At 60.3% G+C, this 20,911-nt stretch carries 19 protein-coding genes; 13 read left to right on the top strand and 6 right to left on the bottom strand.

What is annotated here, in order from left to right:
• Positions 1–51: 51 nt before the first annotated feature.
• Together HDG34_RS01660 and HDG34_RS01655 are read right to left on the bottom strand one after the other, a co-directional pair.
• Positions 52–480, bottom strand: coding sequence for a hypothetical protein (locus tag HDG34_RS01660; protein ID WP_184057206.1), 429 nt, complete (start codon positions 478–480; stop codon positions 52–54).
• Positions 481–1,591: 1,111 nt separating this feature from the next.
• The gene (locus HDG34_RS01655) at positions 1,592–2,524 is read right to left on the bottom strand and encodes a LysR family transcriptional regulator (protein WP_311734716.1); all 933 of its coding nucleotides are present in this window, start codon (positions 2,522–2,524) and stop codon (positions 1,592–1,594) included.
• A 109-nt stretch (positions 2,525–2,633) separates the two neighbouring features.
• Between HDG34_RS01655 and HDG34_RS01650 the strand changes: the two genes are divergently transcribed.
• The 8 genes from HDG34_RS01650 (at position 2,634) to HDG34_RS01615 (ending at position 10,502) form a co-directional block, all read left to right on the top strand.
• Complete coding sequence (locus HDG34_RS01650; protein WP_184057204.1) at positions 2,634–3,662, top strand: alpha/beta hydrolase; 1,029 nt, start codon at positions 2,634–2,636, stop codon at positions 3,660–3,662.
• Positions 3,663–3,678: 16 nt separating this feature from the next.
• On the top strand, positions 3,679–4,482 hold the full coding sequence (locus HDG34_RS01645) for an SDR family oxidoreductase (RefSeq protein ID WP_184057202.1): 804 nt from the start codon (positions 3,679–3,681) through the stop codon (positions 4,480–4,482).
• Between the two features lie 17 nt (positions 4,483–4,499).
• Entirely contained in the window at positions 4,500–5,327 is an 828-nt protein-coding gene (locus HDG34_RS01640) for an oxidoreductase (RefSeq protein ID WP_184057200.1), read from the top strand.
• Positions 5,328–5,490: 163 nt separating this feature from the next.
• The gene (locus HDG34_RS01635; RefSeq protein WP_184057198.1) at positions 5,491–6,405 is read left to right on the top strand and encodes an alpha/beta hydrolase; all 915 of its coding nucleotides are present in this window, start codon (positions 5,491–5,493) and stop codon (positions 6,403–6,405) included.
• A gap of 144 nt (positions 6,406–6,549) precedes the next feature.
• Complete coding sequence (locus HDG34_RS01630) at positions 6,550–7,107, top strand: isochorismatase family protein (RefSeq protein WP_184057196.1); 558 nt, start codon at positions 6,550–6,552, stop codon at positions 7,105–7,107.
• A gap of 90 nt (positions 7,108–7,197) precedes the next feature.
• On the top strand, positions 7,198–8,319 hold the full coding sequence (locus HDG34_RS01625) for an NADH:flavin oxidoreductase (protein ID WP_184057194.1): 1,122 nt from the start codon (positions 7,198–7,200) through the stop codon (positions 8,317–8,319).
• A 249-nt stretch (positions 8,320–8,568) separates the two neighbouring features.
• Positions 8,569–9,723, top strand: a complete 1,155-nt coding sequence (locus HDG34_RS01620; protein ID WP_184057192.1) for an NADH-dependent flavin oxidoreductase — start codon at positions 8,569–8,571, stop codon at positions 9,721–9,723.
• A gap of 110 nt (positions 9,724–9,833) precedes the next feature.
• Positions 9,834–10,502: a glutathione S-transferase family protein gene (locus tag HDG34_RS01615; protein ID WP_184057190.1), complete on the top strand. Its 669-nt coding sequence runs from the start codon at positions 9,834–9,836 to the stop codon at positions 10,500–10,502.
• A 762-nt stretch (positions 10,503–11,264) separates the two neighbouring features.
• Here HDG34_RS01615 and HDG34_RS01610 read toward each other — a convergent pair.
• Both HDG34_RS01610 and HDG34_RS01605 read right to left on the bottom strand, forming a co-directional pair.
• Complete coding sequence (locus HDG34_RS01610; RefSeq protein ID WP_184057188.1) at positions 11,265–12,143, bottom strand: MaoC/PaaZ C-terminal domain-containing protein; 879 nt, start codon at positions 12,141–12,143, stop codon at positions 11,265–11,267.
• Positions 12,144–12,186: 43 nt separating this feature from the next.
• Entirely contained in the window at positions 12,187–13,092 is a 906-nt protein-coding gene (locus HDG34_RS01605) for an SDR family NAD(P)-dependent oxidoreductase (protein ID WP_184057399.1), read from the bottom strand.
• A gap of 351 nt (positions 13,093–13,443) precedes the next feature.
• On the opposite strand from HDG34_RS01605, the gene HDG34_RS01600 reads away from it, so the two are divergent.
• The 3 genes from HDG34_RS01600 (at position 13,444) to HDG34_RS01590 (ending at position 17,119) form a co-directional block, all read left to right on the top strand.
• Complete coding sequence (locus tag HDG34_RS01600) at positions 13,444–14,598, top strand: acyl-CoA dehydrogenase family protein (RefSeq protein ID WP_184057397.1); 1,155 nt, start codon at positions 13,444–13,446, stop codon at positions 14,596–14,598.
• An 855-nt stretch (positions 14,599–15,453) separates the two neighbouring features.
• Positions 15,454–16,323: an IclR family transcriptional regulator gene (locus HDG34_RS01595; protein ID WP_184057186.1), complete on the top strand. Its 870-nt coding sequence runs from the start codon at positions 15,454–15,456 to the stop codon at positions 16,321–16,323.
• Positions 16,324–16,330: 7 nt separating this feature from the next.
• Complete coding sequence (locus HDG34_RS01590) at positions 16,331–17,119, top strand: IclR family transcriptional regulator (protein WP_184057184.1); 789 nt, start codon at positions 16,331–16,333, stop codon at positions 17,117–17,119.
• A 54-nt stretch (positions 17,120–17,173) separates the two neighbouring features.
• Here the strand turns inward: HDG34_RS01590 and HDG34_RS01585 are convergent, their stop codons facing one another.
• Together HDG34_RS01585 and HDG34_RS01580 are read right to left on the bottom strand one after the other, a co-directional pair.
• Positions 17,174–18,106, bottom strand: a complete 933-nt coding sequence (locus HDG34_RS01585) for an electron transfer flavoprotein subunit alpha/FixB family protein (RefSeq protein WP_184057182.1) — start codon at positions 18,104–18,106, stop codon at positions 17,174–17,176.
• Between the two features lie 13 nt (positions 18,107–18,119).
• Positions 18,120–18,869 (bottom strand): electron transfer flavoprotein subunit beta/FixA family protein, encoded by a 750-nt coding sequence (locus HDG34_RS01580; protein ID WP_184057180.1) that lies wholly within the window; start codon positions 18,867–18,869, stop codon positions 18,120–18,122.
• A gap of 383 nt (positions 18,870–19,252) precedes the next feature.
• Here HDG34_RS01580 and HDG34_RS01575 point away from each other — a divergent pair, with 383 nt between their 5' ends.
• Complete coding sequence (locus tag HDG34_RS01575) at positions 19,253–20,044, top strand: SDR family oxidoreductase (RefSeq protein WP_184057396.1); 792 nt, start codon at positions 19,253–19,255, stop codon at positions 20,042–20,044.
• A gap of 9 nt (positions 20,045–20,053) precedes the next feature.
• Positions 20,054–20,899, top strand: a complete 846-nt coding sequence (locus HDG34_RS01570) for an enoyl-CoA hydratase/isomerase family protein (protein ID WP_184057178.1) — start codon at positions 20,054–20,056, stop codon at positions 20,897–20,899.
• The last annotated feature ends 12 nt before the right edge of the window (positions 20,900–20,911 follow it).

The raw sequence follows: 20,911 nt of genomic DNA, 5'->3' as shown, positions 1-20,911 counted from the left end.
CGGCGCCAGTTTGAGCGCGTCTGGCGCCGCGCTTCGACTCACGTTCTGGTGTCAGCGATCCATGAGCAGTGCGGGGCCCGCCTTGTACGAGGCGACCAGCACGAAAACCATGCCCATGATCAGCAACGGAAAGCTGTAAAGTGCGAGCGGAAAAAACAGGAGCAGTTGCAGCGTTGAGCCACCGATGCCGTGGACGAGATCGGTGTCGCGGATATTCTCGTACAGCAGCCACGCAACGGCGGCAAGCCCGAAGACCATCAGGACGATTCCGTCGGATGTTGTCGTGTGCTGAAGGTGTGCTTTCCCCCAGAAATAGAAGCCCCACCAGAGCAGATTGATCGCGATGGCGGTGAGCCAGAACCCGCGTGTTGTAAAGAAGGAATGGCCGAACCGGCGCCGGCAGTGCCGGTTGAACAGCTGGAGGCCTTTTGCGACAGCGACGACGATAGCGACGATCAGCGCGAGTTTCAGCCAACCCATGATTCGCTCCTTCAGGCACGCATTGCGGCATAAACCTGCTCCGGTCAAGACATGGGCTCAGGCAGGAGCGAGGTTTCATCTGCCAAATATAGACGTTTGACTGACGAATGCAACGTGATCGATTCAGATGCGGAAGCGCGACTGCCGCGGCGATCTGCCAGGCGCCAGATCTGGCAGGAAGTGGAAACGCGTCTGGCGAAGGAGATTCCTGGTGACAGGCTTCATCCGGTCGCCGGCGTCGACGTTCGATTCGACAGGGATTCGGACAAGACGACAAGAAGTCCAGTGGCATCGTGGCGCGTAGGCTTCAGCTCGTGCAAAGGAACGGGCTTGAAATCTTCGGTTGAAGTCTCAGGAGCGTCATTGATCAGGGGCCCGTTTTGCGCAGTCCCTTGGTTTTCCCAATAGATAATCGCTGGTACGCCGTACGGGATTCGAAGCTGTGACCAACGGATTAAAAGTCCCGTTCGCGGTAAACGGGCGGAAAGTTAAGTTAAATCAATGACTTGCAGTGGCTGTCGTCCACTAACCGACTATGCTTTAAGCCCTTTTGAGGGCAATTTCTGCCTGCTTTGGTCAAGTTTCGGTCAAGGTCGCCTTCGACGATTGCCAGCCCGCCCGTGCACTCGCCATCAAGGCCACCCACGATGCGCCAATTTCCCGTTTGTGCGTGGCTTTACGGACATTGTCAGTTGCCCGCACCACATGCTGTCGATCCATAGCGGCGGTAATCCAACCCAGGCAGCAATTGTTGTATTAGCGGGAGGGGCGACAGGCCTCCTATTTAGTTCGTAGTCCTAATGTAGGCGGCCGTGTCTTCATAAGAGGTCATTTCGGTAGCCAAAGCTTCTGTCTTGGATCCGGCACGAGTCGGTTGTCCGGGCGGAATGTCAGCCCCCTTCGTGAAGACTAGGAGCTGCTTGAATAGGGAACTATTAACGTAGGAAAACCTATCCTAATAGCCAGATCTGGCGCCACATTTTCGCAAACACATCGGCAGCGCACGCGTGTCAACGCCAGTCGGCTGTCGAACTGTGTGCAGATAGTTCGTCGATTGTTATCGCAAAGTCCAGCGGATGCACGTAGCGACCGCCGTACGGCTTGTTGCCCTTTATCCCCGATATCTCAAGGCGTCCACGAGAAGCCTGAAAGCAGGCGATGCATGGCGCCGGTGGGGATAGTAGAGATGGTATCCCGGCAGGTCGGGCGTGAACCTTCCCAGGACCCTCACGAGCCGCTCGGCGTCGAGACAGGGCTGGACCTGGTCGAGCGGCAGATAGGCAAGGCCGTGGCCGTCGAGCGCCGCATCAAGGATGAGATCGATGGTATTCAGCACAAGCTGACCATCAACCCGGACACGTGCTTCGCGACCTCCGCGTTTCAGTCGCCATGCGTTTACCGTGCCCGACGTTGGCAGGCGTAGATTGATGGCCCGGTGGTCGATCAGTTGAGCCGGTGACGTCGGCATTGGGCTGTCGCGAAAGTATTCCGGCGAACCGACGATCGCCATCGGAATGTCGGGGCCAATCCGCATCGCGATCATGTCCCTGGCGATCTCCCCGCCGAGGCGTACTCCGGCATCGAAGCGGTCGGCCACGACGTCTGCCAGCCCGTAATCGACTGTGACCTCGACGTTGATGTCCGGGTTTCCAACAAGCAGCCGCCGCATTGCCGGAATGAGGATTGTTTTGGCTGCGTGTTCCACGGTTGTGAGCCGAATGGTGCCAGACGGACGATCACGCAGGTCACCCAATGAGGCGATTGCCGCGTCCAGGTCGTGCAGCATGGGGCCGAGGGTCGCGAGAAGCCGCTCACCGGCTTCCGTGGGCGCCACGCTTCGGGTCGTGCGCGAGAGCAGGCGCAGGCCGAGGCGCTCTTCAGTGCGACGCACGATTTGGCTAAGCGCAGACTGTGCCATACCGAGGCGGGCGGCCGCCTTCGTGAAACTGCGCTCTTCTGCCACAACTACGAACACCGTTAGATCCGCGATCTCGTCCCGCCGCATAAGGTTTTCTCCCGCATCGAATTGATTTATCACAGGCATGATAGGCCCCATCGATATTGGGCGTCTAATCAAACCAATCCTTCTGGTCTACATTGGATGGCGTCGGTCCTGAACCGAAGCGCTGGTCTAGATCAAGAGGAGCCTGATTGTGGGCAAAGTAACGTTCGCCAATTCGTGTAACAAGGCGATCGCCATGTCGGCGGTGGTCAACTTTCCGGAAGGATTCGACGAGAACCGTGTGTATCCGGCGATCGTGGTGTCACATCCGGGCGGCGGCGTGAAGGAGCAAACCGCGGGCACCTATGCGAAGAAGCTTGCGGCGCACGGTTTCGTGACCATTGCCTACGACGCGTCCTATCAGGGCGAGAGTACCGGCGAGCCGCGCCAGCTTGAAAACCCCTACATCCGTACCGAGGACATCAGCGCGGTGATCGATTACCTGGCGACGCTGCCGTACGTCGACATGAATCGCCTCGGGGCGATGGGCATCTGCGCGGGAGCCGGATATGCCGCCTGCGCCGCGATTCAGGACCGTCGGATCAAGGCCGTCGGCACCGTGAGTGCCGTCAACATCGGTACGCTGTTCCGCAATGGCTGGGACAACAGTGGAAAGTCCATCGACGCATTGCCAAACATCGAAGCGGGCTCCAACGCCCGAACCATGGATGCCCGCGGTGCGGCTTTGGCCACGATGCCGCTTGCGCCCCTGCGGGAGCAGGACGCCCCGAACGAGGAGATGCGTCAGGCTTGGGAGTACTACCACTCGGTCCGCGCGGAGTGCGCCACGGCGCCGGGTTTCGCCACACTACGCAGCCTGAACCAGATCGTCACCTACGACGCCTATCACCTGGCCGACATCTATCTGACGCAACCGCTGTTGATCGTTGCGGGCAGTGAAGCGGGCAGCAGGTGGATGAGTGAAGAACTGTTCGATCGTGCTGCAAGCAAAGACAAATCTTTTCATGTTGTCGACGGCGCCAATCATATGGACCTGTACGACGTGTGCAGGTTTGTTGAAGAAGCTGTGTCGGTGCTCGCACCGTTCTTTTTGAGCAGGCTACCCGTGATGGAAGTGGCGAGCCGGGCATCGCGGGGAGAAGGCCATGTCCGCCAGATTCCCAGCGGGCGCTTTCCACCGACCGCACGAGGCGGCAGACGATCTGCAACAAATATCTGATTCACAGGAGAGTTTAATGACCAGGACTGTTCTCATTACCGGCGCGGCCTCGGGGTTTGGCGAAAACCTCGTCCACAAGTTTGCTGAAAAGGGCTGGAACGTTACTGCCACGATGCGGGATATCAACAAGGCGCCCGTCAGCTTCGCGAAGCTGTCCAATGTCCATGTGACGCGACTGGATGTGCGCGATGAAGCCAGCATCCTTGAGGCACTTGCCAGCAGCGAGCAGCGCTTCGGTGCGCTCGATGTGCTCGTGAACGCGGCGGCCAAGGTGCTTGGAGGCACCCTCGAGGAACATACGATCGACCAGGTCAGGGACCAGTTCGAGACCAACGTGTTCGGAACGCTGGCCGTGACCCGTGCTGTCCTGCCCGGCATGCGCGCGCGGGGTTCGGGCCACATCCTCAACTTCTCGTCTGCCGCTGGGGTGATCGCCATGCCCCTCATACCCGCATACGCGGCCTCGAAGTTCGCGATCGAGGGCTATAGCGAGTCTCTCGCCTTCGACCTTGCGCACCTTGGTGTCATGGTCACGATTGTCGAGCCTGGCTACTTCGAAACGGAGCTTGGCAGCAAGGCCGAAGCCCCGGCACAGAGGATCGAGGCTTATGCCCCTGCCGCTGAGCTGCGTGGCGCGATATTCGACTACACGCCGGGGAACCTCGACGGCGCCAGTGAAGCCATCGTGTCCATCGCGGGCTCGAAGCACGCACCTGTGCGCCTGTATGTAGGGCACGGTCTCGACTCCGTGCGCAAGCGCTATCAGGAACATCTTGATGCGTGGAAGCAGAACGAGTCCATTACCCGCTCGACCCTTTGACCTTGGGAGGCTCACCAATGAAGACCTGGTTTATTACCGGAGCCAGCCGTGGATTCGGCCTTGAAATCGCCCGTGCTGCCCTGGCGGCGGGAGATCGGGTCGTGGCCACCGCGCGCAAACCAGAACAGCTCGAATCCGTCCTCGCCGGAGACCGACTGCTGGTGCTACCGCTCGACGTCACCGATGAGCTTTCGATCCGCTCCGCGGTTGACAGGGCTGTCCAGAAGTTCACGCGCATTGATGTACTCGTCAACAACGCCGGCTACGGTCAGCTGGGAGCATTCGAGCAGCTGTCGGCCGCAGCAATCGACAGGCAGTTCGCCACGAACGTCTTCGGCGTGTTCGCCGTAACCCGGGCGATCCTGCCGGTTATGCGCGAGCAGCGCTCGGGCCATGTGCTCACAGTGTCGTCTATCGGCGGTCTTCTCAGTACGCCGGGGGCGTCGATCTACTGTGCGTCCAAGTTCGCACTGGAGGGCTGGTCGGAAGGGTTGAGCGGGGAACTCAAGCAGTTCGACATCAAGGCGACGCTGATCGAGCCCGGTGCCTTCCGTACGGATTTCCTTGATGCCACCTCGGTTTTGCACGGGGACGTCCTGATTCCGGACTACGAGGCTTATCGCAAAACCCTTCAGGCCACGTTCGACGGGGCGAACTACAAGCAGCCGGGAGACCCCGCCAGGCTCGGCGAGGTCGTGGTGGCGCTGGTGCAGTCGAAAGAGCCGCCGGTGCGTCTGGCTATCGGGACCGATGCTTACGAAGGCGTGATCACGCGCGCAAGCCGGGACCGCGAACTGGCCAACGAGTGGCGCAGTGTGTCGGTTTCGACTGACTTCTCAGAATAATTAGCAACACGAAATCGTGCAAATCGGCCAGTTGCCCGATACGAAACAGGAAGTGCACTGGCCGACGAGGCGTAGCGGAACCTCTGGACGAACTGTCGTCAGTCATTGCCCGAGGCCGCCCGCGATACCTACTTAACCCGATCAACCACGAAGGAAATCTGTCATGCGACACGACGTCAAATTCCCCAGCAGCGGCCTGAGCATTGCCGGCCATCTCTATGTTCCCGAAAACGCGTCCGGTCCCCTGCCGGGCATCGTCATCGGCCACCCCATGGGCTCGGTGAAGGAACAGAGCCCGTCCAACTATGCGGAGCGCCTGGTCAAGCAGGGCTTCGTCATTCTGACTTTCGATGCGGCCTATCAGGGTGACAGCGAAGGCTCTCCTCGCGGGCTGGAAGATCCGATCCAGCGCGCCGAAGATGTCAAGAGTGCGGTTTCTTACCTCTCGATCCGGCCGGAAGTTGATCCGCAACGCATCGGCGCGCTCGGCATCTGCGCTTCGGGTGGCTATGTGCCGTTCGCGGCCCAGACCGACCACCGGATCAAGGCCGTTGCCACCGTGGTCGGCGCGTGCGTTGGCATCCTCTGGCGTGAAGGCATGGACGGAAAGCAAAGCCCGGACGTGCTGCAGAAGCAGCTCGACGAGGCGGCTGTCGACCGCACTAACGAAGCGAAAGGCGAGCCGGTCCGGATGGCGCAGATCGTGCCGGCGACCGACGAGCAGGCAAAGTTCTTCCCCGAGAAGAGCATGTTCCGCGAGGCCTACGACTACTATCGCACACCGCGTGGCCAGCATCCCCACTCGACCAATCAGTGGGTCGCGCGCAGCGTCGACAAAATCGCGCAATACGATTCCTATGCCCTGGTCGATCTCATTGCTCCGCGACCACTTCTGATGATCGCGGGAACCGAAGCTGATACGCAGCGCTTCAGCGTGGAAACGATAGAGAAGGCAAAGGGGCCGAAGGAGCTGTTCTGGATCGAGGGCGCGTCACATGTCGACCTGTACGACAAGCCCGAGTATGTCGATCCCGCCTCCGTGAAGCTCGTTAGCTTCTTCAAGCAGCATCTCGGTTAAGCGGACCGCGCCATCGCACAGGTGTTCCAGGGTGGCGCAGGCTCCTCTAATAATCGTCATTATGTCCGGCGCGATTGTTCAACCCGCGCCGGCATGGTGAGTTCCAGTCCGCTTCGTCCCGGTTGCGATTCACGGAGTAGTTTCATGCCTAAAGCACAAGACATCGCCTTTCTATTTCTCGATTTCCAAATCGACGTCATCCCTGCAGCGAAAACTCTGCCGCTGGAGCGCCTTCAAACATCGGTGGGCGCATTGGCGACGCTAGCCAGGGATTTTGGAGCACCGGCATTTATCTCGACCATACCGACCGGCGCGGAGACGAAGCTCATCCCCGAACTTCAGGTCGACGGGCTTTCGGCGACTATGGTCACCCGCAATGGGCCGCATCTATTTGGCCACGCGGAGTCCGCTCAACATATCAGCGCGCTGAAGAGACCGGTGCTCGTGGTCGGCGGTGTCCTGACCGAAATCGCTGTCCTCAATGCTGTTTTAGGTGCACGAAACGCCGGCTACGAAGTGCACGTAATGATCGACGCTTGCGGTGGATGGAGCGAGCGCACCGAATCTGCGGCCATCGAACAGATGCGCGCGGCCGGCGCGGTTATCTCCTCGACGCTCACGCTGTCGACGAGTCTGCTCGAGACCTTCTCCTCGCCGGATAGCGCTGCCGTTTTCAAGGCTATTGGTGCACTGCTCGGCTGAGCGCTTGCGCCAGGCCCGGGCGCGGTGCGACCGTTGACCGCATAGATGGCATCACATAGATACGCAATATTATTTTCAGGAATTTCCCTCATGAACAAGCTCTCAGTCGCGCCGTTGTTCCAGCCGTTCAAGCTCAAGTCCCTGACGTTGAAAAATCGCATCGTCATGGCACCCATGACGCGCTCATTCGCTCCCGAAGGTGTCCCTGGCGAGAACGTCGCGGCCTATTACCGGCGCCGCGCCGAAAACAACGTGGGCCTGATCCTTTCCGAAGGCACCGTGATCGATCGCCCCGCGTCGAGCAACGACCCGAACATCCCTCTTTTCCACGGGACGGCGGCACTGAACGGCTGGAAGCAGGTGATCGACGACGTCCACGCCGCGGGCGGAAAGATGGGCCCGCAGATCTGGCACGTCGGCTCGTTGAAAAGCCCGATGACTGCATGGGAGCCGGGCGTGCCCGTGGAAAGCCCGTCGGGTCTGGTCGGCCCGGGCGACAGCCGTGGCAAGGCGATGAGCGATGAGGACATCGCCGACACCATCGCCGCTTACGGGCGCGCGGCGGCGGATGCCAAACGTCTGGGTTTCGACGTAGCCGAGATTCATGGCGCGCATGGCTATCTCATTGACCAGTTCTTCTGGGCCGGTAGCAACCAGCGCACCGACAGGTATGGCGGCAGCACCATCGAGGAGCGCTCGCGCTTCGCATCGGAGGTGGTGAAAGCCGTGCGTGCAGCCGTGGGCGAAGACTTCCCGATCATCCTGCGCCTTAGCCAATGGAAGCAGCAGGACTACTCGGTGCGCCTGGCTGACACGCCCGAGCGTATGGGTGCGTGGCTTACTCCGCTAGTCGAGGCCGGCGTAGACATCCTGCACTGCTCGCAACGCCGTTTCTGGGAGCCGGAGTTTCCCGAAATCGACGGCGACGCAGGCCTCAACTTTGCGGGCTGGGCCAAGAAGCTCACCGGTGCGGCCACGATCAGCGTTGGCTCAGTCGGGTTGGGCAGCGATCTCACGGCCTCCTTCAGCGGCGAAACAGCGGCGCCGGCGAGCCTGGATGCCCTGGTACAGCGTATGGAACGTGAGGAATTCGACCTGATCGCGGTGGGTCGTGCGCTGCTCGGCGATCCCCGGTGGGTAGCGAAAGTGCTGGGCGGCGCACACGACGAGTTGAACAGTTTCAGTGCGGCCGCGCTGGCCGAGCTGGTCTGAACCCTTACCGCCGCAGGGTCTCGCGTCGCCGTATTTTAACTTCCGCGCCTTGCTTGCCCTGAAGCTTGCGGGTCCGAGTACATCCGAAAGCACTATCGGGTGTACTCGATCCGCAAGCTCCGGGAAAGCCCGCTCTCTGCAAACAATCCAACTGGATCTCGCACGGTCCGCCGACGCCGGTAAAGGTTCATTCGAACCTTACGCGGTAGCCACGGCTGGTTGTCGCTGATCATAATCAAATCGATTCTTATGACGCAACGAACATCGCCACTCTTCCAGCCGTTTGCATTTGGGAACGGCGTTGCCCTTCGCAATCGCTCCGTCATGGCGCCAATGACGACCTGGTCCGCCAATGCCGACGGCACGGTGTCCGATCAGGAGGTGGCCTACTATCGCGCCCGAGCCGAAGGCGTCGGCATGATTGTGACCGGCTGCACCCACGTGACGGCAAACGGCATCGGGTTTACCGGTGAATTCGCTGCTCATGAGGACCGGTTTATCCCGAGTCTGCGCCGTCTCGCGCAGGCGGCAAAAAGCGGTGGTGCGCCGGCAATCCTGCAGATCTTCCACGCTGGCAACAAGGCCGTGCCGCATCTGGTTCCGGACGGTCGGGTGGTCAGTGCCAGCGCGCTAAAGGCGCCCCCTGGTCCGTTCAACGACGGCGAAGTCACCAGTCAGGTCCTCACTCACGACGAAATCGTGGAAATCATTCGTGCGTTTGGAGAGACAACACGCCGCGCCATCGAGGCAGGGTTCGATGGCGTTGAATTGCATGGCGCTCATGGATTCCTCATTCAGAACTTCTTTTCGCCATTTTTCAACCAACGTCACGACGAATGGGGTGGCTCTCTGGAAAACCGTATGCGCTTTCCACTCGCGGTCGTGCGTGAAGTGCAGCGCGTAATCGCGGAACATGCCGGGCGGCCCTTCCTGCTCGGTTATCGCTTGTCACCTGAAGAACCCGGCGAAGGCGCACTGCGGATGGACGACACTTATGTCCTGATTGACGCGCTGATCGAGAGCGGTGTCGATTACATCCACGCCTCGCTCTTTGACATCCCGAATGCGAGGCCGCTGGACTATACGGGCGAGCATACGATCGCCGAGTTGATTGTTGAACATGTCGGTGGCCGCATACCTCTAGTTGCAGCTGGCTTGATCCGCACGCCTGATGAAGCCGGCAAGTCCCTGGCATCGGGGCTTTCGCTGGTCGCGATCGGACAGGCGCTGGTGATGAATCCGGATTGGGTCGAGCTTGCGAGCGATGGCCGGGCGGCGGAGATTGCCACCACACTGGATCCGTCGCGAGTGCCAGAACTGACGATTCCGGACAAGCTGTGGGAAGTGATTCAGGCAGCGAAGGGTTGGTTTTCGCTGGATTCCCAAGCGGTGGTTGCTGAATGAGCTGACGAAAAGTGTCCGGGAAGGTGGCCGGAGCTCAAACTCCGGCCAGCACGCCGTCCCTTTACATCCTCACGATGGGGAAACCGAGCTCCTGGAGGAGCAATACTGAAATGAACGCGCTGTCATTGGTTAGCCATCACCTGTGCCCTTTCGTCCAACGTGCCGCAATCGTGCTTGGGGAGAAAGGCATAGCATTTGATCGGATCAACGTTGATCTGTCAGAGAAACCCGAATGGTTTCTGAAAAAATCTCCAACCGGCAAGGTACCTCTTTTGATCGCGTCGCGCCCCGACGGTGGTGAAGCTGTTCTCTTCGAAACCACGGTGATATGCGAGTTCCTTGAAGAGTCGCAGGAAGGTACGCCGATGCACCCATCAAATGCCTTTGACCGCGCGCGCGATCGAGCATGGGCGGAGTACATCTCATCGATGTACGCGGACGTCTGGCTGATGCTCAACGCGAACGATATGGAAGTTTTCGAAAGCAAAAAGACCACATTCCGTGCAAAGATCGGTCAGATAGAGGGCGAAGCTTCCTCTGGACCGTACTTCAATGGCAAGTTTTTCAGCATGGTTGACGCTGCCATGGCCCCACTGAGTCGTTTTTTCGATTGTCTCCCTGCGGATCGTACGACAGTATTTTTTGAATACGCTCCGAAGATTGAGAAGTGGCGACAAACGTTGATGTCCCGACCCAGCGTTGCAGCAGCGGTGGGCGCCGACTACGCGGTTCGTTTTCGGGAACAGCTTTCCAGGCAACATGCGCTGATCCTGCAATAGGTGCGTGGCTCTCGCCAAAACGCCGCAGCATTGATTCACTCCTAGATTGCGGGGACGAACCGAAAAATCGGTTGCGCCGTCATGAGGCATGAAAGTTTGGCGCGACCGGAGCGGACGCCTAGTGTCAGTTTGGACGCGATACGGTCGGCCGTAGATGACCGACTACGTCTCATGCGCTTTGCACTGTGGCGGGGAGCATCGTAGCGCGGCGTCCAGCAGAGTGTGGCCGAGACCGACGATTCGCAACCGGCCGAGCGTTGTGACACATTTACTGTCGAAACAGTGACAGATTGAATGTGGTCTACGCCGGGCGGCGGACATTGCCACCGCACCGGATATGTCGCGACTGCCGGAGTTAGCGATCCCGGACCAGTTGTGGAAGGTGATTCAGGCGACGGAGGGTCGGTTTTCGCTCGATACGCAAGCGTTGGCTGCTGAATGAGCTGACAAAGTGTCCTGGAAGGCTCGATGAGGTTCGCCAGGACAGTCTTGTCGAGCCGTCCCGGCGCCCTTCGGCTTTGCGATGACGATCCAGATCGAGCGGGCTCTCGAAATAGTCCGGTGAGGCATGCAGCCTTGATGCCAACTCGCGCTACGCAACGCGCGATGGACGCCGCGACGCAGATGGCTTCCTGTACAGTGAGACACAGCGCCTCGCGCATCGACGATCGTCCTCGACCGCACTTAGGCATGATCTATTAGAAGCGTGGTTCGCCCATTGCTGCGTTTCGTGCTGGGGCGGCTTCCAGACCACGCTCACGGTCAAAGTATTTCTGCTTCGCCGTTGTTAAGCACCACGACGTCGCGCTCCAACGCACGTGCCCGGAAGTGTAGAGGCTTTCCCGTACCGGCTGGCAACCACATTTCCACGCGAACCGTTTCTCCGGGGAATATCGGCGTGGAAAAACGCGCGTATAGCATCTTGAGTCTTGCCGCCTCGTATTCGCAAACGCTGCGCAGGATCGCATGACCGGCAATGCCATACATTGCGAGACCATGCAGAATGGGACGCTCGAAGCCTGCTGCGCGCGCAACTTCTGGGTCCACGTGAAGCGGATTCGGATCCCCGTTCAATCGATAAAGCAGCGCGGCATTGGGATAAACCGGCAAATCGCAGACGATGTCAGGCTCCGTTTCGGGCACGGCCGAAGGCGGAGAAAGAGGCGGGTCGCTTGGTTGCCCGCGAGCGGAAAACCCCCCGTCCCCGCGGCAAAAGTTCAACTGCTCGACCTTTGCCAGCAGTTGGCCGGTCTTCTTGTCGATGACGTCCCGCTCCATCAACACCTGCGCACCTTTGCCTTCGCCTTTGTCGACGACTGCCTTGACGTGAGTCCGGCCGATGATCGTCGTGGCTGCAGGCAGGGGACGAAACAGTCGTACGCGTTGCTCGCCGTGCACGACCTTGACCCAGTCGATGCCGCTTTCAGGCTGCCTCATCCATTGACCAGGAAAGCCCAATACGGCAGCCATGGTGGGAGCAACCGACAACTCGGGCCCATAAGTGAATCTGAGCGCGCGGCGGTCGAGCGGGGCAAACCCGAACCCCACGCTGAGCGCATACAGCGCACTATCGCGCTCGGTGTAGGTGTGTTCGACATCGCCGAACGGCCAGTTCTTCAAAGTCTGATAATCGATCGCCAACTCTGCCTCCGTTTCTTGATGCGACCAGTCCCAGGCGATCAGGTCAGATAGGGTCCCAGCTGAACACATCGCCGGAGCGATCCATCGGAACGAACGACGCCTTCAGTGACGGCATGCCGTGCTCGGCGATCGATTCCGGCGTCCAGCCATCGCTGCGGTGCACCGAGCGGATGGGGCGCGGCTGGCTCATCAGGAAAATCTCGTTGTTCCGCACGGTGAAGATCTGGCCGTTGACATCGCGGGAACCGTTGCTCGCCAGATACACAGCGAGCGGGGCAATTTTCGCCGGCGTCATCTGCTTGATCTTTTCGACGCGGGCCGCCTGTTCGGGCGTGTCGGTCGGAATCGAACTCACCATGCGGCTCCATGCGAACGGGGCGATGCAGTTCGATCGTACATTGAATTTGCCGAGGTCCAGCGCGATCGACTTCGAGAGCCCGGCAATGCCCATCTTCGCGGCGTTGTAATTGGCCTGCGCGAAGTTGCCGATCAGGCCCGAGGTGGACGTCATGTGCACGAAGGCGCCGCTCTCCTGATCCTTGAAATGCGGCGCGGCCGCGCGGCTTAGATTGAAGGTACCGTACAGATGGACCTTGAGCACCGCATCCCATTCTTCATCGGACATCTTGTGGAAGAAGCGGTCGCGCAGAATGCCGGCGTTGTTCACGATGCAGTCGATGCGGCCGAACGTGTCCAGCGCTTGCGTGACGATGCGCGTGCCGGCTCCGTTGTCCGCGACGCTGTCGGCGTTGGCGACCGCTTCACCGCCAGCCGCGCGAATTTCGGCTACGACGCGTTCGCCCGGCGAACTATCGTGTCCGGTGCCCTCGAGTGAGGCGCCGATGTCGTTGACGACCACACGTGCGCCATAGCGCGCCATCAGTAGCGCGATATCGCGACCGATGCCGCCACCCGCGCCTGTCACGATGACGACCTTTCCTTCCATCATGTTGTTGCCTGTCATGAGTGTCTCCATTCTGCTGGTGCATGCCGGCACACAAGGTTGATTAACCACGTCTGCCTGCGTGAACTTCGATGCGTTCGGAAATCCGATCAACCAGCACTCAGAATGCGGGCCGCGGCCGAACGCTGTCAACGCGACGGGAAATGACATTCCGTACTTCGAAACACACGGGCTGTCATGGGCGCGGGATGGATAAGAAGAACAGGAGGATGCGTCCACTTGAAGGGCGTACTGGCTGATTCAAAGTACGGAACATCTCGACGAAGGCCGTTGACGCTCGACTGTGCCGGCTCGCACGATGACTGCATGACGAAGTATCCGGAGAGACAAGGAACCATGATTCGCGATATCGAAACGATGAACGTACTGCGCGACAACATTGCGCGCTTCGTACGTGAGCGTCTGATCCCCAATGAACAACGCGTGGCCGACACCGACGAAATTCCTCAAGACGTCGTCGACGATATGAAGACCATGGGCCTGTTCGGCCTGACGATCCCTGAGTCGTACGGCGGCCTCCAGCTAACGATGGAAGAAGAGGTGCTGGCGATGTTCGAACTGGGCCGCGCATCGCCGGCGTTTCGCTCGCTGATTGGCACCACGGTCGGCATCGGCTCGCAGGGCATTCTCTTCGACGGCACCGAGGAGCAGAAGGCGCGGTATCTGCCGCGTTTGGCGACCGGCGAGATCATCGCTTCGTTTGCATTGACCGAGCCTGAGGCAGGTTCCGATGCCGCATCGCTGCGTACGACCGCGATTCGCGACGGCGATCACTACGTCGTCAACGGCACCAAACGCTACATCACAAACGCACCGCAGGCCGGCATCTTCACGCTGATGGCGCGCACCAACCCGGAAGACAAAGGGGCAGGCGGCATCTCGGCCTTCATCGTAGAAGCGGGCACGCCGGGCATGAGCTTCGGTAAGCGTGACAAGAAGATGGGGCAACGCGGCTCGCACACGTGCGACGTCATCTTCGAGAACTGCCGCGTCCCTGCGGAGAACCTGATCGGCGGCGTCGAAGGGAAGGGGTTCAAGACTGCGATGAAGGTGTTGGACAAGGGTCGGATCCACATCGCGGCGATTTGCGTGGCCGTCGCGCAGCGAATGCTCGACGACGCGTTGCTCTATGCGATCGAACGCAAGCAGTTCGGTCAGCCGATCGGCGAATTCCAGTTGGTGCAGGCCATGCTCGCGGATAGCCGGGCCGAACTCTACGCGTCGCGTTGCATGGTGCTTGACGCCGCGCGCCGCCGCGATGACGGGCAAAGCGTGAGCACCGAGGCGTCGTGCGCGAAGCTGTTCGCCTCTGAAATGTGCGGACGCGTTGCGGACCGTGCAGTTCAGATTCACGGTGGCGCGGGTTACATGAGCGAGTACGGGATTGAACGGTTTTATCGGGACGTACGCCTGTTCCGGATTTTCGAGGGCACCACCCAGGTTCAGCAACTGGTCATTGCCCGCAACATGCTGCGCGAAGCGAAGGCGTAGTCGACGAAGCGAGCGAAGGGCGGCACGATATGGCTAGGAGGCACAAATGGACACGGCGCGGAACTCATTGCGCGATGCAGTGGAACGATGGTTGACCCCGAATAGAGCGATCCCGTTTCGTGTGCGCTCGTTTCGGCGCACCGAATGCAAACGATGTGTGAAGATCGAAGCCCGGGTGCCGACGGGACAGGTCGCGATCTGCTTCTTTCAACACGACGATGGAGCGTGGCAAGTCTTCCCGCCGTTTCCGCGTCGCGTGACAATGCGCGTCGCGTAGTCGGTGCGGCTGGCGCCGGAGAAATAACGGCGCAAGCCGCTCCATGTTCGGCGCAGCGAGATTGTCACCGCGCCATGAAAGCGAATGGACGCTCGTGCATTTGCCAAAGATTCATGTCACGAAGACCTGCACGATAACTCGTGACTCGTTGGCATGCTATTCATCGGTTTCTTCAGGTACCCACTGACCAAAGCCCATTGATTGCCCCGGTAGGCGAATCGACGATGCGAGGCCGAGATCGCCTAAACGCGCGTCGTCGGTGGGCGAGGCGATCGAACACCAATACGGGTGTCGCGTTCCGTACTGTGGGTGCCAGTTGCCAACCGATCCCCACCCGCTTTTCGGCTTAACTCAAGGGTTTTCCTGCATAGTTGCCATATCTTCATTAGAATATTCATTTCAAAGTACGGAACGCGATGCCCGTTTGGTTGACGCCGCCGAGGCGAGATCCTGTAATTCATGACATCGGACACATAAGAAGGTTGAGGGGCGGATCAGGTATCAAATGCCAGCGCCATCGATCCGAGTGAGCAGATCATTGCCGTGTCGAAGGCCACGTAACACAAACGGAGCGATCGATGTCGTCGCAAGCAAAGCAGGATATTTCGTCCCTTTCCGGGCGGGAAGTCGCCCGCTGGGAAGCGGTATCGATCGAAGGCGGCAAAGTTGGGGAAAGAGGACGCAGCGAGCGGACGATGATTGTGCCGCTTGCCCGAAGTCTCGCGATCCTGGAGGCATTTACGCCACAGGAGCCGTGGCTCGGAAATCAGGAGCTCGTGCACGAGACAGGCATTCCCGCGCCGACGGTTTCGCGCATGCTCCGCTCTCTCGTCGCGCTAGGTTACTTGCGCTATTCACCGGAGCATCGAAAGTACCGGCTTGCGGCGCCGGTTTTGTCACTGGGTTATGCGGCCATCGCACACTCGAATGTTCAGCTTCTTGCACGGCTCGAAATGCAGTCATTCGCAAACGCGAGCGAGACGTACGTCGTGCTGGGCACGCGCGATCGTCTCGACGTGATCGTGCTCGAAACCTGTGCGAGCAAACCGGCGTCCCTGGATCTCAAGCTGGGCGCAGGCACGCGTCTGCGCATTGCGTCGTCGCCAATGGGCTGGGCGTTGCTTGCTGCTCTGCCGGAACTTGAGCGCTTTTATCTGCTCGGCAACGTGGAAAGGAAAGCCGGACGGGACTGGCCTCATCTGCGACGGCGGATCAGTGAAGGAATCTCGCAGGTGCACAACGTCGGCTATTGCATGTCGCTCGGCGAATGGGAGCCGGATCTGACAATTCTGGCCGCGCCGTTGATCATTCAGGACCATACGCCGCTCGTGCTTGCGTGTATTGGCAGGAGCGTCAAGCTCGGGCGTGCTCGCGTCGAGCGGGAACTGGGCCCTCGGCTGGTTGCCGCGGCTCAATCTCTGCAGGAACAAGCGGTTTTGATGGACTGAGGCGAACATGACTACTACGGACGCGCAAAGAAACATCACGTTGACCGTCGAACGCGGACTCGAGGTGCTGTGCGCCTTCCGCGCCGCGCGTTCGCCGCTGTCCAACGCCGAACTGGTCCGACGCACCGGACTTCCGAAGGCGACCGTGTCTCGCTTGACGACGACGCTGATCTCGGTCGGATATCTTCGCAGGGTAGGCGGCGGACGTCAGTTTGAATTGAGCGCGGGCGCTTTGAGCATCGGCCATGCTTATCTGGAGGCGAATCCGATGACGCGCATCGTCAATCCGGTCATGCAGAAGTTGGCCGACAAGCTGGATTTGTCCGTCGCGCTGGCCATTCCGCACCATCTCGACATGCTGTATATCGCATGGCGCGCGAGCGGCAAGATCGCGACGCTGCGGCTGGGAGTCGGATCGCTGCTCCCGATAGAATCGACGGCGGTCGGCCGTGCCTACCTGTATGCGCTCCCGCAGGCTGAGCGTGAACCGCTCATCGCGGAACTGTTGGAGGCGGCCGGCGACCATGCGGATGTTGTCCGCAAGAATCTCGACACCGCATTCGACGATCTCCGAGAATCAGGAGTGTGCATGGCGGTCGGCGAGTACCAGCGAAACGCGTACGGGATCGCGCTTCCGTTGGTGATCGGACGATCGCATACATTGATGACGCTGAACTGCGGGGCGGTGGAATTGGTTCCGGACATGATGGCGATTCGGAAACGAGTCATTCCGGAATTGAAGTCCGCCGCCGTCAGGCTGACCGAACTTCTTGTGGACGTCGACTGCGAGCCCTGATATCGGACCTAAATTGTTTGCAATAAGGGTCCGGTCGTAGGGCTGCTTACGCCTTTATAGCGCTGCTGTCAGTTCCGGTACGAGCGTGAATAGGTCGCCGACGAGGCCGTAATCGGCGACGCTGAAAATCGGCGCTTCCGGATCCTTGTTGATCGCGACGATGACCTTCGAGTCCTTCATGCCGGCCAGATGCTGGATCGCACCCGAGATGCCGACCGCGACATACAGTTGCGGCGCAACGATCTTGCCTGTCTGGCCGACCTGATAGTCGTTCGGCACGAAGCCCGCATCGACGGCCGCGCGCGATGCGCCGAGCGCCGCGCCGAGCTTGTCCGCGAGAGGTTCCAGAACCTTCGTGTAGTTCTCGCCGCTGCCCAGACCCCGGCCACCCGACACGATGATCTTCGCGCTCGTCAGTTCCGGACGATCGAGCTTCGTCACTTCGCGGCTGACGAACTGCGAGATGCCCGCGTCGGCTGCCGCCTCGATCTTCTCGACTGCTGCGCTGCCGCCAACGGCGGCGACTGCGTCGAAGCCGGTCGAGCGCACGGTGATGACCTTGACCGGATCCTGAGACTGAACCGTCGCGATCGCGTTGCCCGCATAGATCGGGCGTTCGAACGTGTCGGCGCTATCCACTGCTGTGATGTCGCTGATCTGCGCGACGTCGAGCTTCGCGGCGATACGCGGCGCGATGTTCTTGCCGTACCCAGTGGCCGGCGCGAGGATGTGCGTGTAGTTCTTCGCGATGTCCAGCACGGTCGCTTCGACGTTTTCCGCGAGGCCCGCGGCGAGTTGCGGCGCGTCGGCGAGCAGCACTTTGGAAACGCTGGCGATCTTCGCTGCCGCATCGGCCGCAGCCTGCGCGTTGTGACCCGCGACCAGCACGTGAATGTCACCGCCGATCTTCTGTGCCGCCGCGATCGTGTTCAGCGTCGCGGCCTTGATCGACGCGTTGTCGTGTTCTGCAATTACCAGGTTCGTCATATCTCGTGTCTCCTCACAGCACCTTCGCTTCGGTCTTCAGCTTCTCGACCAGCGTCTTCACGTCCGGCACCTTCGCACCGGCGGAGCGTTTTGGCGGCTCGGCGACCTTCAGCGTTTTCAGACGCGGCGTGACATCGACGCCGAGCTCTTCGGGCTTGAGCCTTTCCAGCGGCTTCTTTTTCGCCTTCATGATGTTCGGCAACGTCACGTAGCGCGGCTCGTTCAGGCGCAGATCGGTCGTCACCACGGCGGGCAGCGTCAGCGACAGCGTTTCGGCACCGCCATCGACTTCGCGCGACACCGTCGCTTTACCGTCGGCAACCACCACCTTCGACGCGAACGTCGCCTGCGGCAGGTTCGCGAGCGCCGCGAGCATCTGTCCGGTCTGGTTCGAATCGTCGTCGATGGCCTGTTTGCCGAGAATGACCAGCGACGGCTGTTCTTTGTCGACTAGCGCCTTCAGCACCTTGGCAACCGCCAGCGGTTCCAAGCCAGCATTCGCCTCGACGAAAATCGCACGGTCTGCGCCAATTGCCAGCGCCGTGCGCAGCGTTTCCTGAGCCTGCGTGACACCGATCGATACGGTAATCACTTCCGTCGCTACGCCCGCTTCCTTCAGTCGCACTGCCTCTTCCACCGCGATTTCATCGAACGGATTCATCGACATCTTTACGTTTGCAATGTCGACACCCGTGCCGTCCGACTTCACGCCGACCTTCACATTCGCGTCGACCACGCGCTTGACCGGGACCAATACTTTCACTCTGTGCCTCCTTTGTGTCCAACACTCCGCTTTCAATTTTGCGGACCTTGAATCGTACCTGTTTTGCTTCAGCGACAAATCGTCTAGCCGCGCGTGAGCCGCCATACGTGCCTCGGGATCAACAGTGTCGGTCGACGGGTTGGCGCGTCAATATCGCCCGATCAATGATTCCGTACTTCAAAAACCGCACGGTGCCTGCTTATCCACCTCGGTAAGCCCAGTTTTCGCGGTTGAGATAATGCGGCGTGCCGCCCGCATTTCGACGGACGGAACAACGTCGACGCCCGCATTGACGTCTCCATGTGCAGCGGACACGATTGACCTGCATCTCGACCGCGCTCGAAGCACGGCATGCGGCCCCCCGGTGTTCAGGCAGGCGATCTATGAAACTGGATCTTGAAGGGCGATCAGTCCTCGTTACCGGTGCTTCGCAAGGAATCGGAGCCGGCATTGCGAAGGCCTTCGCACGAGAGGGCTGCCGCTTGTGCCTCGTGGCCCGCTGCGCTGAAAAACTGGAATTGGTGGCGCAAGAGATTGTGTCGAGCTGGGACGTTGACGTCGATGTGCTCGCGATCGACATGACCGGGCAAGGCGCAATTGCGCGAGTGGCCGAATTTGCACGAGGCGTCGACGTGCTGATCAACAACGCGGGAAGCATCCCGGCGGGCACGCTTTGGGATGTCGACGAGGCGCAGTGGCGTAGCGGCTGGGAGCTGAAAGTATTCGGCTACATCAACCTCATCCGCGCGCTTTATCCGGAAATGGCCGCGCGTCGCCGCGGTGTGATTCTGAACAACATCGGCAACGGTGGAGAGAATTTCGATTTCAACTACATCGCCGGTTCGACTGGTAATGCGGCGCTGATGGCATTCACGCGCGCGCTGGGGGGCCGTAGCCTCGCGGACGACGGCGTTCGCGTAGTCGGCGTGAATCCGGGCCCAGTGGAAACCGAGCGCGTCAGGAAGGTGCTGAAGGGCCACGCGCAACGTGAGCTCGGCGACGAATCGCGCTTCGTCGAATTACTCAAGGGTTATCCGCTCGGCCGTGCAGCGACCGTCGACGAGATTGCGGAGCTCTTCGTTTTCCTGGCGTCCAGTAAGTCGAGCTACACATCGGGAACGATCGTCACGGTTGATGGCGGCATCACGTCGCGCCGATCGGTGAGTCAAACATAAGGAGGAAGTATGTCTGAGAGCAACAAGGAGACGTCCACGTACGGCTCTTATTCGAGTCTTGCGTTCGATCGTCCCGAGAGCGGGGTCCTGCGTATCACGCTGAATCGCCCGGAGCGGCTCAACGCGCTCGACGCACGCGGGCACGATGAACTGGCTCGGGTGTGGCGCGACGTCGATGAGGATGCGAGCGTCGGCGCCGTGATCCTATGCGGCGCGGGGAAATCGTTCTCCGCCGGCGGCGACTTCGACATGGTGGAAGAAATGATCGATTCGTTCGACGCACGCGTGCGCGTGTGGCGCGAATCCAAGGATCTCGTCTACAACATCATCAACTGCTCGAAGCCGATCGTGTCCGCGATTCACGGCTCGGCGGTCGGCGCCGGTCTTGTCGCCGCGCTGCTTGCGGACATCTCGGTCGCGGGCCGCTCGGCACGCCTCGTCGACGGACATACGCGACTGGGCGTGGCCGCAGGCGATCACGCGGCGATTATCTGGCCGTTGCTCTGCGGCATGGCGAAGGCCAAATATCACCTCATGCTCTGTGAACCCGTGAGCGGCGAGAAGGCGGAGCAAATCGGGCTTGTATCGGTCGCGGTGGACGACGCGGACGTGCAGGAGATGGCGCTGTCGATCGCGACGCGGCTCGTGAGCGGCGCGCCTTCGGCAACCCGCTGGACCAAGTACGCGCTCAATAACTGGCTGCGTCAGGCGGGGCCGATTTTCGATGCGTCCCTCGCGCTTGAAATGCTTGGCTTCGGGGGCGCCGAGGTGTGCGAAGGTGTGAAGTCGTTCCGCGAGAAGCGTGTGCCCGAATTTCCCGTGGATACGCCGGTTTCCCCGGCGCGCTGTGCATAAGAAAGGATAACG

Source organism: Paraburkholderia sp. HC6.4b (genome assembly GCF_014200875.1).
In the GTDB taxonomy this organism is placed as follows: Bacteria; Pseudomonadota; Gammaproteobacteria; order Burkholderiales; family Burkholderiaceae; genus Paraburkholderia; species Paraburkholderia tuberum.
Note: the sequence above shows the minus strand (reverse complement) of the source record. Positions and strands in the feature narration are given on the sequence as shown.

Excerpts from the sequence above, each read along its gene's own strand:
- HDG34_RS01660 (WP_184057206.1), bottom strand. The coding sequence starts at position 480 with ATGGGTTGGCTGAAACTCGCGCTGATCGTCGCTATCGTCGTCGCTGTC.
- HDG34_RS01655 (WP_311734716.1), bottom strand. The coding sequence starts at position 2,524 with ATGCCTGTGATAAATCAATTCGATGCGGGAGAAAACCTTATGCGGCGG.
- HDG34_RS01645 (WP_184057202.1), top strand. The coding sequence starts at position 3,679 with ATGACCAGGACTGTTCTCATTACCGGCGCGGCCTCGGGGTTTGGCGAA.
- HDG34_RS01640 (WP_184057200.1), top strand. The coding sequence starts at position 4,500 with ATGAAGACCTGGTTTATTACCGGAGCCAGCCGTGGATTCGGCCTTGAA.
- HDG34_RS01635 (WP_184057198.1), top strand. The coding sequence starts at position 5,491 with ATGCGACACGACGTCAAATTCCCCAGCAGCGGCCTGAGCATTGCCGGC.
- HDG34_RS01630 (WP_184057196.1), top strand. The coding sequence starts at position 6,550 with ATGCCTAAAGCACAAGACATCGCCTTTCTATTTCTCGATTTCCAAATC.
- HDG34_RS01625 (WP_184057194.1), top strand. The coding sequence starts at position 7,198 with ATGAACAAGCTCTCAGTCGCGCCGTTGTTCCAGCCGTTCAAGCTCAAG.
- HDG34_RS01620 (WP_184057192.1), top strand. The coding sequence starts at position 8,569 with ATGACGCAACGAACATCGCCACTCTTCCAGCCGTTTGCATTTGGGAAC.
- HDG34_RS01615 (WP_184057190.1), top strand. The coding sequence starts at position 9,834 with ATGAACGCGCTGTCATTGGTTAGCCATCACCTGTGCCCTTTCGTCCAA.
- HDG34_RS01605 (WP_184057399.1), bottom strand. The coding sequence starts at position 13,092 with ATGATGGAAGGAAAGGTCGTCATCGTGACAGGCGCGGGTGGCGGCATC.
- HDG34_RS01600 (WP_184057397.1), top strand. The coding sequence starts at position 13,444 with ATGATTCGCGATATCGAAACGATGAACGTACTGCGCGACAACATTGCG.
- HDG34_RS01595 (WP_184057186.1), top strand. The coding sequence starts at position 15,454 with ATGTCGTCGCAAGCAAAGCAGGATATTTCGTCCCTTTCCGGGCGGGAA.
- HDG34_RS01590 (WP_184057184.1), top strand. The coding sequence starts at position 16,331 with ATGACTACTACGGACGCGCAAAGAAACATCACGTTGACCGTCGAACGC.
- HDG34_RS01585 (WP_184057182.1), bottom strand. The coding sequence starts at position 18,106 with ATGACGAACCTGGTAATTGCAGAACACGACAACGCGTCGATCAAGGCC.
- HDG34_RS01575 (WP_184057396.1), top strand. The coding sequence starts at position 19,253 with ATGAAACTGGATCTTGAAGGGCGATCAGTCCTCGTTACCGGTGCTTCG.
- HDG34_RS01570 (WP_184057178.1), top strand. The coding sequence starts at position 20,054 with ATGTCTGAGAGCAACAAGGAGACGTCCACGTACGGCTCTTATTCGAGT.